14 protein-coding genes and 1 other annotated feature (1 of these 15 only partly in view) are annotated in these 13,139 nt (G+C 38.3%); of the genes, 13 read left to right on the top strand and 1 reads right to left on the bottom strand.

What is annotated here, in order from left to right; genetic code table 11:
- Positions 1-28 (top strand) — a binding site (T-box leader); it begins 188 nt to the left of the window's first position.
- Positions 29-115: 87 nt separating this feature from the next.
- The 13 genes from alaS to mtnN all read left to right on the top strand — a co-directional run bounded on the left by alaS (position 116) and on the right by mtnN (position 12,064).
- A complete protein-coding gene (gene alaS, locus PSR12_RS16080) occupies positions 116-2,776 on the top strand; it encodes an alanine--tRNA ligase (RefSeq protein ID WP_274769729.1) in 2,661 nt (886 codons plus the stop codon).
- Between the two features lie 88 nt (positions 2,777-2,864).
- Positions 2,865-3,131, top strand: coding sequence for an IreB family regulatory phosphoprotein (locus PSR12_RS16075; RefSeq protein ID WP_004226839.1), 267 nt, complete (start codon positions 2,865-2,867; stop codon positions 3,129-3,131).
- A gap of 2 nt (positions 3,132-3,133) precedes the next feature.
- Entirely contained in the window at positions 3,134-3,550 is a 417-nt protein-coding gene (gene ruvX, locus PSR12_RS16070; RefSeq protein WP_004226840.1) for a Holliday junction resolvase RuvX, read from the top strand.
- Between the two features lie 18 nt (positions 3,551-3,568).
- On the top strand, positions 3,569-3,877 hold the full coding sequence (locus PSR12_RS16065) for a DUF1292 domain-containing protein (RefSeq protein ID WP_004226842.1): 309 nt from the start codon (positions 3,569-3,571) through the stop codon (positions 3,875-3,877).
- A gap of 372 nt (positions 3,878-4,249) precedes the next feature.
- Positions 4,250-4,777, top strand: coding sequence for a DUF1292 domain-containing protein (locus PSR12_RS16060; RefSeq protein ID WP_004226844.1), 528 nt, complete (start codon positions 4,250-4,252; stop codon positions 4,775-4,777).
- A gap of 149 nt (positions 4,778-4,926) precedes the next feature.
- On the top strand, positions 4,927-6,054 hold the full coding sequence (mltG, locus tag PSR12_RS16055) for an endolytic transglycosylase MltG (RefSeq protein ID WP_009373773.1): 1,128 nt from the start codon (positions 4,927-4,929) through the stop codon (positions 6,052-6,054).
- A 286-nt stretch (positions 6,055-6,340) separates the two neighbouring features.
- A complete protein-coding gene (locus PSR12_RS16050; RefSeq protein ID WP_257520230.1) occupies positions 6,341-6,973 on the top strand; it encodes an O-methyltransferase in 633 nt (210 codons plus the stop codon).
- Positions 6,974-6,978: 5 nt separating this feature from the next.
- Positions 6,979-7,911: a peptidase U32 family protein gene (locus PSR12_RS16045; RefSeq protein WP_009373774.1), complete on the top strand. Its 933-nt coding sequence runs from the start codon at positions 6,979-6,981 to the stop codon at positions 7,909-7,911.
- A 14-nt stretch (positions 7,912-7,925) separates the two neighbouring features.
- Positions 7,926-9,206, top strand: coding sequence for a peptidase U32 family protein (locus PSR12_RS16040; protein WP_004226855.1), 1,281 nt, complete (start codon positions 7,926-7,928; stop codon positions 9,204-9,206).
- Positions 9,206-9,844 carry a uridine kinase gene (gene udk / locus PSR12_RS16035; protein WP_221679987.1) on the top strand — a complete coding sequence of 213 codons (639 nt, stop codon included), beginning with the start codon at positions 9,206-9,208 and terminating at the stop codon, positions 9,842-9,844. Before PSR12_RS16040 ends, udk begins: the two co-directional genes overlap by 1 nt.
- 175 nt (positions 9,845-10,019) lie before the next feature.
- On the top strand, positions 10,020-10,508 hold the full coding sequence (gene greA, locus PSR12_RS16030) for a transcription elongation factor GreA (protein ID WP_004226860.1): 489 nt from the start codon (positions 10,020-10,022) through the stop codon (positions 10,506-10,508).
- A 143-nt stretch (positions 10,509-10,651) separates the two neighbouring features.
- A complete protein-coding gene (locus PSR12_RS16025; RefSeq protein WP_221679989.1) occupies positions 10,652-11,311 on the top strand; it encodes a YrrS family protein in 660 nt (219 codons plus the stop codon).
- A 60-nt stretch (positions 11,312-11,371) separates the two neighbouring features.
- Positions 11,372-12,064 (top strand): 5'-methylthioadenosine/S-adenosylhomocysteine nucleosidase, encoded by a 693-nt coding sequence (gene mtnN / locus PSR12_RS16020; RefSeq protein WP_221679991.1) that lies wholly within the window; start codon positions 11,372-11,374, stop codon positions 12,062-12,064.
- Positions 12,065-12,394: 330 nt separating this feature from the next.
- Here the strand turns inward: mtnN and sigK are convergent, their stop codons facing one another.
- Positions 12,395-13,102, bottom strand: a complete 708-nt coding sequence (sigK, locus tag PSR12_RS16015) for an RNA polymerase sporulation sigma factor SigK (protein ID WP_004226867.1) — start codon at positions 13,100-13,102, stop codon at positions 12,395-12,397.
- Positions 13,103-13,139 lie beyond the last annotated feature (37 nt).

Genomic DNA, 13,139 nt, shown 5'->3' with positions numbered 1-13,139 from the left:
AGACTAATGACAAGTCCTCGTCCCTTTTTGGGGATGAGGGCTTTTTTTATTTTCTTCGGTAGATCGCAGGACTCGTATCGTGATTTTACAATATAAAATAGGAGGAATTTATCCGATGAAAGCAGTAGATATTCGCCGTATGTATTTGGAATTTTTTAAAGAAAAGGGGCATCATCATGAGCCCTCAGCACCACTTGTGCCAATAAATGATCCATCACTTCTTTGGATCAACTCAGGTGTTGCAACTTTGAAACCATATTTTGATGGCCGTATTATCCCTGATAATCCACGTATTACAAATGCACAAAAATCGATTCGTACCAACGATATTGAAAACGTTGGGAAAACAGCTCGACACCATACATTCTTTGAAATGTTAGGAAACTTCTCTATTGGTGACTACTTTAAAAAAGAAGCAATTCATTACGCTTGGGAGTTTTTAACAGATAAAAAATGGATGGGCTTTGATCCAGCATTATTATCTATCACGATTCACCCTGAAGACCAGGAAGCTTATGATGTTTGGCATCAGGAAATCGGTATTCCAGAAGAACGTTTAATTCGTTTAGAAGGGAACTTCTGGGATATCGGAGAAGGTCCATCTGGTCCGAACTCAGAGATTTTTTATGATCGCGGCGTAGAATACGGCTCAGATGAAAATGATCCTGAAATGTATCCAGGAGGAGAAAATGAGCGTTACCTTGAAATTTGGAACCTTGTGTTCTCTCAATTTAACCATAATCCTGATGGCACTTACACGCCACTACCAAAGCAAAATATTGATACAGGTATGGGCTTAGAACGTATTGTGTCCGTCGTGCAAAATGTACCAACAAACTTTGATACTGATTTATTTATGCCAATCATTGAAAAAATCGAGGAATTTGCCAACCGTAAATATAAACGACCTGGCGAAGTAGACTTAAATGAAATCTTTGGCTCAGAAGAAGATATTAATACACCATTTAAAGTGATTGCAGACCATATCCGTACAGTAGCATTTGCTATAGGTGATGGTGCCCTGCCATCAAACGAAGGCCGTGGCTATGTATTACGTCGTTTACTACGTCGTGCGGTTCGCTATGCTAAACAAATTGGCATTGAAAAACCATTTATGTTTGAACTTGTACCAACTGTGGGTAAAATTATGGAAGACTTCTATCCAGAAGTGACAGAGAAAAGCGAATTTATTCAACGTGTCATTAAAAATGAAGAAATTCGTTTCCATGAAACATTAGATGGTGGTTTAGCTATCTTTAATGAAGTAGTGGAATCTCAAAAAGCAGTCGGTCATGATTACATCCCAGGAGCAGATGCTTTCCGTTTATATGATACTTATGGTTTCCCAATCGAGCTAACGGAAGAATATGCAGAGGAAGTAGGCATGAAAGTAGATCATGAAGGTTTTGAGGCAGCGATGGAAGAGCAACGTGAACGCGCGCGTGCTGCACGACAAGATGTTGATTCGATGCAAGTGCAGAATGAAGTATTAGCAAACTTAACGGTTGCTAGTGAATTTGTTGGCTATGATACGTTAACTGTTAATACTGAAATCGCTGCAATGATCGTCAATGGTCAAGTTGCGAAAGTCGCTTCAGAAGGTCAGGAAGCATTGGTTATTTTAGCAAAGACACCATTCTACGCTGAAATGGGAGGCCAAATTGCCGATAGTGGTACTATTTCAAATGATAGCTTTACGGCTGTCGTAAAAGATGTTCAAAAAGCACCGAATGGTCAACCGCTTCATACAGTAGTAGTTGAATCTGGGGAAATGCATGTGGAAGATGCAGTGCAAGCAGTGGTCAATCGTGATGACCGCAATTTAATCATTAAAAACCATACGGCAACACATATTATGCAACGTGCATTAAAAGATGTGCTAGGTGATCATGTAAACCAAGCTGGATCATATGTAGGACCTGACCGTTTACGTTTTGATTTCTCTCACTTTGGTCAAGTTACAAAAGAAGAATTACAACAAATTGAACGTATTGTAAATGAAAAAGTGTGGGATGATATAGAGGTCATTATTGAAGAAAAAGGCATTGATGAAGCAAAAGCAATGGGTGCTATGGCATTATTCGGTGAAAAATATGGAGATGTTGTACGTGTAGTATCCATCGGAGATTATTCGATTGAGCTATGTGGTGGTATCCATGTTAAACGCTCTTCTGAAATTGGCTTCTTTAAAATTGTTTCAGAAGGTGGTATCGGTGCAGGTACTCGTCGTATAGAAGCTGTTACAGGAAAAGTTGCTTATGAAGCAGTAAAAGAAGAAGAAGCATTATTAAATGATGCAGCAGCATTATTAAAAGCAAATGCTAAAGATATTGTCACAAAAATACAGGCATTACAAGCAGACTACAAAGAATTACAACGTGAAAACGAAGCATTATCTCAAAAAATTGCCAATGCTCAGGCTGGGGCAATTGTTGATGCAGCACAAACAATTGGAGATGTCACAGTTCTTTCTACAAAGGTAGAAGCAAAAGACAATAACCAACTGCGTCAGATGATGGATGATTTGAAGGCGAAAATGCCAAAGGCTGTTATCGTTCTTGGAGCAGTGGATGGCGATAAGGTTATGCTATGTGCTGGAGTATCAAAAGAATTAGTTGGTGGCAATTACCATGCTGGAAATATCGTGAAAATGGTTGCGGAAGCATGTGGTGGTAAAGGTGGCGGTCGTCCGGATATGGCGATGGCAGGTGCAAAAGATGCATCAAAACTTGATGAAGCACTACTTTCTGTGTATGATTATGTTAAATCCATTTAATTAATTCACCAAAACATGTTATAATAAAGAGAAATTGGAGATGAGCTTGTTTGCACATCTCCTTATTTCTGAAAGCGAGGTGCTGGTCATGAGTTCATTTGATCAAACGATGAAATTTAATTTTCCAGAAGAATCAATGGAACAGGAAGTCAAGCAGGTAATGTTGAAAGTTCATTCTTCATTAGAGGAAAAGGGATATAACCCTATCAATCAGATTGTTGGTTACTTACTTTCTGGTGATCCGGCGTATATTCCTCGCCATCAGGATGCTCGTAATTTAATTCGCAAGCTTGAGCGTGACGAAATTCTAGAGGAGCTTGTTAAATTTTATATCAAAAAGAATAACGAGGACTAGAAATGAGAATTATGGGATTAGACGTTGGGTCAAAAACTGTGGGTGTTGCTGTAAGTGATGCACTTGGTTGGACCGCCCAAGGTATTGAAACCGTAAAAATTGATGAGGCTAATGGTGAGTTCGGTATTGACCGTATCGCTGAGCTAGTAAAGGAATATACTATAACAGAATTTGTTGTAGGTTTTCCAAAAAACATGAATAATACGGTTGGACCGCGTGGAGAGGCTTCTGAGAACTATAAAAAGCTATTAGAAGAGCATTTCTCACTACCGGTCAAATTATGGGATGAACGTTTAACGACGATGGCTGCTGAACGTATGCTGATCGAAGCGGACGTGAGTCGCAAAAAGCGCAAGCAGGTCATTGATAAAATGGCAGCTGTGATGATTTTACAAGGCTACTTAGATAGCAAAAATTAATTGATGAGGTGACTATGCATGGCACACGAGCATAACCATGAAGAAGAACTACATGTTCAACACATTACAGTGATTGACGAAAACGGAAACGAGCAGCTTTGTGAAGTGATTCACGTTCATGAATCTCCAGAGTTTGGCAAATCATATGTGTTTTACTCAATGGTAGGCGCAGAGGAAGATGAAGATGGCTCAGTTGAAATCTTTGTATCTTCATTTGTACCATCTGAAAATGGTGAAGATGGTGAATTAACACCAATCGAAACTGAAGCAGAGTGGGATATGGTAGAGGACGTTTTAAACGCTTTAGAGGATGAAAACGAAGACTAATCTTCTAACTCAAAGCTTGGAACAAGGATCGCAGCTTGCAGTCCTTGTTCCTTTTTTATTGAAGCTTTTCTATTGTAGAAGGATTGTTAAATGGAGGAATGAATGCATTGTAGATGTGTGAATTTGATCCACAATTGTTGGGAAACGTTCATAAAGTTAGAGGATTCGCTTAGAATTAGAGTGGCACCGCTCCATGAATGGAGGCTCCGCTCAAAGCCACGCTCGAAAATTTCGAGAGCCTGCTCAAATGTAGAGAAGAAAAGCTCCTAAACAGGGAAAACTTGCTCAAAAATAGGAGAAGCTATTCTAAAGTGTATAGCCTCAAAAACGATTTAATAAATGACATCAAATTGTCATAAAGGAGGAAACAGGATGAATGAAGAAACGCAAGAATTTATGATCATTGGGAAAGATGGTAAGGAACAGCAGTGTCGTGTGGTCATTACCTTTGATGCGGAGGACAAGTCCTATGTGTTATTTTCCCTTCTAGATGAAACCGGTCAAGAAATTCCAGGAGACCTTTCGGCGATGACTTTTGATTATGATGACAATACAGGTGAGATGACAAATTTACAGCCTGTTGAAACAGATGCAGAATGGGAAATGATTAATGAAGTGGTGTTAACATTACTTGATGAATTTGAAGAAGAACCACAGCTAATTACTGTGACAGACGAAGAAGGAAAAGATCAAGTGTGCGAAGTCATTCATACGTTTTCGTCTGAGCAATTCGGTAAATCGTATGTATTATATGTGCCAGCAACAGATGAACCGATTGATGAGCGTGATATTTTTGCTGCCCAATATATAGCTGGAAATGAAGGCCAGATTGAAGAATTATACCCGATTGAGTCAGATGAAGAATGGGAATTTGTAGAAGAAGTATTAAACACTTTATAGGATAAACTATTTCTAGAATGCTCAAAAATCTGCTAACGAAAGTTGTTGGCAGATTTTTTACATATGTAATTTCTCCTGAATTGTCGATTTCTGTTTGTCGTGAAAGTTGATTTCTAGTATGATATTGAATAGTGATAGGGGGGAAACCCGTGGATAACGGTTCTAAAAAACAAGAAATGTTTTCAAAAATGCAAGAAAGAAAATCTGAGGTAAAAATCGTGAGAAAAATCGTCGCAATTATTGCCATTGTTTTCGTACTAATAATTGGCGTTGTTGGTTTATTTGGGTACAATTATGTAAAAGGTGCTTTAAAACCACTAGACCCTAATGCAACGAAAACGATTGCGGTAGAAGTACCAATTGGCTCTAGTTTGTCCTCCATTTCAACACTACTAGAGAAAAAAGGTGTCATAAAAGATGCACGTGTTTTTAAGTACTATGCAAAATTTAAAAATGAATCACAATTTCAAGCGGGAAATTATGATTTAACACAGGCAATGACTTTTGATGAACTTATTGAAAGCTTGAAAACAGGGAAGGTATATCGTAAGCCTGTCTTTACGATGACGGTCCCAGAAGGCTTAACACTTGAACAAATTGGGAAAGTGATTGAAAAGAAAACACCGTACACACAAAAAGAATTTATGGATCTTGTGACGAGTGACACATTTGTTCAACAAATGATGGCTAATTATCCTGAGCTAGTTACAGAGGCGGTTTTAGCTGACAATATTCGCTATGACTTAGAGGGCTATTTATATCCAGCTACGTATTCTTATTATGAGGAAAAACCATCCTTACAAGCGATTGTAGAAGAGATGATAGCAGCCATGAACAATGTGGTGAAGAACTATAGTGATGTATTAGCTGAAAAACAAATGTCCGTACATCAGCTGTTAACATTTGCTTCATTATTGGAAGAAGAAGCGACTGCTCAAACGGATCGAGAGACTATTGCAAGTGTCTTCTATAATCGAATCAATGAAGGGATGCCACTACAAACAGACCCAACCGTGCTCTATGCACTGGGTGATCACAAGGATCGTGTTTTATATGAGGATTTAGAAGTGGATAATGCCTATAACACATACAAAAATAAAGGTCTACCACCTGGTCCAATAGCGGGTGCAGGTAAAACTTCTATTGAGGCATCATTAAATCCAAGTCAAACAGATTATTTCTACTTCCTAGCAGATAAAGAGGGTGTCAACCACTTCTCGAAAACCTATGATGAGCATTTGCAGAAGGTAGAAAAATATTTACGAAAAGAAGAGTAAACGTATAGGAAGAACAAAAATCGTATAGCAAACAGATGGATAGAAGGAAAGAAAAATAGCTTTCCTTCTATTTTCATGCTATTATAAAGTGTGATTTTTGATCAATCCGTTCATTTATGCGGGACAAATATGCGTGGTGGCAATTGTTTGAGCATATCGAAGCAATTGCTCATTTTTGTATGGCAAAGTACCAAGACATCACGTTTGGTCTTTTTCTTTTTGTTGATAAATGATGAAGTACAGACAACGGCAAACGCTCGTTGCCTTTTAAATGAGGGTGGAAACAATGGAATTATCAGATGCATATATACAATCATTTATACAGCCACGTAATGAATTGCTTTTAGAAATGGAAGCATATGCGGAGGAGCATCACGTACCGATCATGCAGCTAGCAGGTATTGATGCATTAAATCAACTGTTGCGTATTCAAAATCCGTCAAAAATTTTAGAGATAGGTACAGCAATTGGTTACTCTGCTATTCGTATGGCAGAGGCATTGCCTCATGTCCAAATTGTTACAATTGAACGTGATCAAGATCGTGTAGCAAGGGCAAAAGCCTATATTAAACGTTCGACTGTATCAGATCGAATTACGGTCATTGAGGGTGACGCTTTAGAAGTGGATGACGAGGCCATTAACACAACATTCGATGCGGTCTTTATTGATGCTGCGAAGGGACAATACCAACGCTTTTTTGAAAAGTATGCACCTTTAGTAAAATCAGGTGGGGTATTGTATATCGATAATATGTACATGCATGGTTTGTCTGATTTAGAGTTGAAGGATGTTCCACGTCGTAAGCGAACAATGATTCGCAATTTAAAAAGCTTCACGGATTGGATTATGCAGCACCCAGATTATACAAGTGCTTTTTTACCAGTCGGTGATGGTTTATTACTATGTTTGAAGAGGTGACTACTATGAAAAAACCAGAATTGCTTGTGACACCACAATCATTAGAACATATAAAAGCACTTTTAGCCGCTGGAGCAGATGCTTTTGTTATTGGTGAACAACAATTTGGTCTACGTCTAGCAGGAGAGTTCTCAGTTGAAGAAGTAGAAGAAGCGACAAAGCTTATTCATGAAGCGGGTAAAAAGGTATATGTTGCAGTCAATGCACTTTTCCATAATGAGAAACTAGAGGCACTTGCTGATTATTTAAAAGAAATGCAACGTATCGGTGTGGACCGTTTAATTTACGGTGATCCAGCGGTACTCATTATTCGCAGAGAGCAAGGTGTTACGATTCCGTTACATTGGAATCCAGAAACGACAGCTACAAACTGGTTTACAGCTAATTACTGGGGGAAACGTGGTGCAACGCGTGCCGTATTAGCGCGTGAGCTTTCTCTTGATGAAGTATTAGAGATTAAAGAAAATACTGAAATGGAAATTGAAGTACAAGTACATGGCATGACATGTATGTTCCAATCAAAACGCCCATTACTCGGCCATTATTTCTTATATCAAGATAAAGTAATGGCTATTGAAAATCGCCAAGAAAATCGTAATATGTTCCTACATGATGATGAACGAAATAATAAATATCCAATATATGAAGATGTGAATGGTACACATATTTTCAGTCCAAATGATATGTGTATGATTGATGAACTAGGCGAATTATTTGAAGGTGGCATCGATGCGCTGAAAATTGAAGGTGTACTTCAAACACCAGACTATGTAGTCGCGGTAACAGAAGCTTATCGAAAAGCGATCGATACGTATTTTGACGAATCAGAAGACGCATATGAAGAAATAAAAGACGATTTATTAGCAAAAATTGAAGATATTCAACCAGCTATTAGACCATTAGATACAGGCTTTATCTTCAAGGAAACAGTTTACTAGGAGGGGACAATAACATGGCATTAGCGTTAGAGCAAAATGACAAAATCCGTGAGATTGTCAACGGTAAACGTGTCATTACTAAAAAACCAGAACTACTTGCTCCAGCTGGTAGCTTAGAGAAATTAAAAATAGCTGTCCATTACGGAGCAGATGCTGTATTTATCGGTGGGCGAGAGTTTGGCCTACGTTCGAATGCGGATAACTTTTCAATTGAAGAGATGCGTGAAGGTGTAGAATTTGCCAATCAATATGGTGCGAAAATATATGTAACAACAAATATTTTTGCCCACAATGAAAATATGGATGGCTTAGAGCGTTATTTAAAGGATATTGAATCAGTGGGCGTAACTGGTATTATTGTAGCAGACCCGCTCATTATTGAAACATGTCGTACAGCAGCACCTAAGCTTGAAATTCACCTTTCTACTCAGCAATCATTGTCCAATTGGAAGGCCGTCCAGTACTGGAAAGAGGAAGGTTTACATCGTGTTGTATTAGCACGTGAAGTCGGCGGAGAAGAAATGAAGCTGATGAAAGAAAAGGTCGACATTGAAATTGAGGCCTTTGTCCATGGAGCAATGTGTATTGCCTACTCTGGTCGTTGCGTTCTTTCTAATCATATGACGGCTCGTGACTCAAACCGAGGGGGATGCTGCCAATCATGCCGTTGGGACTATGATCTATATGAATTAGAAGATGGTGAAGAAAAAGCACTTTTCGATGAGAGCCATGCACCATTTGCGATGAGTCCAAAAGATTTAAAATTAATTGAAGCGATTCCTCATATGATTGAGCTAGGTATTGACTCGTTAAAAGTTGAAGGTCGTATGAAATCCATTCACTATGTAGCGACAGTAGTTTCTGTGTACCGTAAAGTGATTGATGCTTATTGTGCAGATCCAGATAACTTTAACATTAAACGTGAATGGCTAGAGGAATTAGACAAATGTGCTAACCGTGATACGGCTGAAGCATTCTTCCATGATGCACCTGGCTTTGAGGAGCAGATGTTTGGTGTGCATGGTCGTAAAACAACCTATGAATTTGCTGGACTTATTTTAGAGCATGATCCAGAGACAAAAATAGTGACAATGCAACAGCGTAATTATTTTAAACCTGGTGACGAAGTAGAATTCTTTGGTCCTGAAATTGAGAATTTCCGTTTAACAATGGGTGAAATTTGGGACGAGGATGGCAATAGCCTAGATGCAGCACGTCATCCATTACAAATTGTTAAATTTAAATGTGATACACCATTGAAGCCGCATAACATGATGCGAAAGGAGAATAACTAATGGCAGTGAAGCGCCCTGTTGTCATCGGAATCGCAGGTGGCTCATGCTCCGGAAAAACGAGCGTGACGCGCGCCATTTATGATGTTTTCCGTGAGCATTCTGTTGTGGTAATTGAACAAGATTTTTATTATAAGGATCAAAGTCATTTAACATTTGAAGAACGCTTAGGAACTAACTATGATCATCCGTTAGCTTTCGATAATGATTTATTAATTGAGCACATAAAAAAGTTGTTAGTTCGTCAACCAATTCAAAAACCTGTGTATGATTACGTCCAGCATACAAGGGCAGAAGAAGTTATACATGTTGAACCAGTAGATGTTATTATACTAGAAGGTATTCTAGTTCTAGAGGATGCTGATTTACGTGATTTAATGGATATTAAATTATTTGTGGATACAGATTCAGATTTACGTATTATTCGCCGCATTATGCGTGATATTAAAGAGCGTGGACGTACAACAGATTCGGTGATTGAGCAGTATTTATCAGCGGTTCGACCAATGCATAATTTATTTATTGAACCAACGAAACGTTATGCTGATATCATTATTCCAGAAGGTGGGGATAATGAGGTCGCGATTGATTTAATGGTAACGAAAATTAAAACTATTCTTGAAACCGACAACGTATTGTAATAAGATAGAGTGGTATTGACAATATTTACATGCATATTTTGAAAAAGCATGCATACTATTAGGTCAAAGCGTAATTTGAAAACGTTTAAAAATAATAAAATTCGATTAAGTGCATCTCACATGCATTTAGTCGAGTTTTATGTTTTTATATTGAAGAAACAAGGAGTGAAGGACTTTGGCAAATGAAAAACAGTACCCTATGACAGCTGAGGGAAAACGTAAATTAGAAGAAGAATTAGTAAAATTAGAAACTGAAACACGTAAAGAAATCGTTGAACGTATTAAAATAGCACGTGATTTTGGAGATCTTTCTGAAAACGCTGAGTACGATTCTGCAAAAGAAGAACAAGCCTTTTTAGAAGGTCGTATTTCAACATTAAAATCAATGATTCGTAATGCAGTGATTATTTCTGAAGACGAGACAGATAACAGTGTAGTATCACTAGGGAAAACGGTTACATTTGTAGAAATCATCAATGGTAAGCCATCAACAGATGAAGAATCTTATACAATTGTTGGTTCTGCTGAGGCAGATCCTATGGAATTCCGTATTTCGAATGAATCACCAATTGCAAAAGGTTTACTTGGTCGTGCTGAAGGTGAAGAGGTTGTTGTTCAAACACCTGGCGGCGAAATGAAAGTGAAAATTCTCTCAATTAAATAATATGTATATGTACAAGCAGTTAGCCTTTGGCTGACTGCTTGTACCATTTTTAGCGTGAAAACTATGTAGTAAAATAATGAGTAGAATTATTTTGCAAGTGCTGTCGAACTTGATAGAATATTGCCTAGAGAGGGGGAGACATTATGAGTGAACGACAAACTCGAAGTGGTCGTCATTTGCAGCCATCTCGTAATAAAAAGCTAGATAAACTATTGAATGTTTTAATTGGTGTTGTGGTTGTACTCATTATTATCACAGCAACCTATGTGTTTAAATGGCAAGATGATGCAGATCAAGCAGTGAAAGAGGATCCAGCTCAAGAAGAACAGAGCGGTGATGATGAAAAAGAAGTAGAGAAAGAACCGACGGATGAAGAAAAAGAAGATCTCGCTGTAGAAGAAGATAAACCTTCAGAGGAAGAGTCGGAACCTGAGACATCCCAGCAAGAACAAGGCACAGCAGAAGAATCAGCATCAGATAATCCTATTGTTGAAAAGGTTATCACGAATAAAAATTGGCAGCCAACACCTACAACTCAAACAGGTCAGCATGTGTCTTCATATGACGACAAGTCTGTAGACTGGGCTGAGAAAGTAGCAACAGTATCTACTGTGACAGGTATTGACCAAAGCAATATGATTATCTGGCGTATGCAAAATAATGGTGGTCCTAATTCATCCATTGCTACTGTTTCTACAAATGATAAATCTCAAATGTATCGTGTAAGCATGGAATGGGTTGATAATGAAGGTTGGAAGCCTGTGAAGCTAGAGCAACTAAATACATTAGAAGGCGCCTATTGACGAAAATTACTCTTTTGATTATTTTTAATAGAGTTGATAAAAGAAGGGAAGTAACAGTACATGAAAATTGCAGTAATTGGCGCAATGGAAGAGGAAGTGGAGCTTCTAAGAGCAGCATTAGACAATGCACACAGCACAACGATTGCGGGTAGTGAGTATACAACAGGAACTTTTGAAGGGAAGGAAGTCGTATTATTAAAAAGCGGTATTGGTAAAGTAAATGCTGCTATGTCTACGACAATTCTTTTACATGAGTTTAAACCAGATGTTGTCATTAATACAGGCTCTGCAGGTGGATATGATGAAGCTCTTGAGGTAGGCGCTATCGTTATTTCTGATGAAGTTCGTCACCACGATGTAGATGTCACAATCTTTGGCTATGAAATTGGACAAATGGCTGGTATGCCAGCAGCCTATAAATCAGATGAGAAATTGATGAAGGTAGCTGAGGAGGCTGTGAAGGCAGTTGGAGAGCACCAGTATGGCGTTGGTTTAATTTGCTCTGGAGATGCTTTTATGAATGATCCTGAACGTGTAGAGGCTGTTCGTCGTCATTTCCCTCAAATGAAAGCTGTAGAGATGGAAGCAGCCGCAGTTGCACAAGTTTGTTATCAATTTGCTACACCTTTTGTAGTCATTCGTGCATTATCAGATATTGCAGGTAAAGAATCGAATATTAGCTTCGATGAATTTTTACCAGTTGCTGCAAAACATTCGACACAAGTCGTATTAAAAGCAATTTCCTCACTATAAACTACACAGAATGGTCAAAATGTGTGGTTTATTCTGTGAGAAAAATCACAGTTAATACAAAAAACAAATGCTACACTGACATTAATAAATCTCTTCATAATAGAATGGGAGGCTTTCATGATGTTATTTTTAACAGCAGGTGTAGTCATTATTACAACTTTAATAGGTACGTTGATTTCAGCAGAACTCTCTGAATCAGCACATTAGTATGACGGGAAAGCTCCCTTGCGACATAGTCATGTTGCAGGGGAGCTTTTTATATGCCATAAAATAGGCATATTCTTCCGCCATTGAAGGATTGAATTTTTTTCATAACCATTTTACAATATATTATTCAATAGTTTTTTGGTCTCGTTTATATAGTTGATAGAGTTTAATAAGTGCCCGTTTTTCAATGCGAGATACATAGCTACGTGAAATATTTAAGCGTGCTGCAATTTCCTTTTGCGTAAGTGCATCCTGTTGATTTAATCCATAACGGAGTGTCACAATTTCGAGCTCACGTTCATCGAGCATATGCAAATAGTGGTATAGTTGTGCTACATGCTCTTTATGCTCTAGCTTCTCTGTGGCACTTTCTTCATCACACTGAAGTAAATCACGAATTTGCAGTGCGTTCCCATCTTTATCAGTTCCAATCGGCTCAAATAGCGAAACGTCTTTTTGCACTTTCTTTTGGGTGCGTAGATGCATTAAAATCTCATTTTCAATGCAACGAGCTGCATATGTGGCAAGTCGAGTTTTTTTATCAGGGGTATAGCTCTCAACGGCTTTCATTAGTCCAATTGTTCCAATGGAAATATAATCATCGAGTTGCTCATGTTTTGGATGGAATTTTTTAACGACATGCGCGACAAGCCTCATATTACGTTCTATTAGATCAAGACGTGCTTGCTCATCGCCACCTAAAAATCGTTCAATACAAGCAGCTTCCTCTTCTTTTGAAAAGGGTTTATGGAATGTTTGCCCCTTTAAATAGCCAAGCAATGCAGGGATTTCAAGCCATAACTGCAACATCGATGTAAAAATTCCGCTCATTGAATGATTTCATCCTTTCCCCATTTTTCGACAGTAT

The organism is Lysinibacillus sp. G01H, assembly GCF_028872195.1.
Lineage (GTDB): Bacteria > Bacillota > Bacilli > Bacillales_A > Planococcaceae > Lysinibacillus > Lysinibacillus capsici.
Note: the sequence above shows the minus strand (reverse complement) of the source record. Positions and strands in the feature narration are given on the sequence as shown.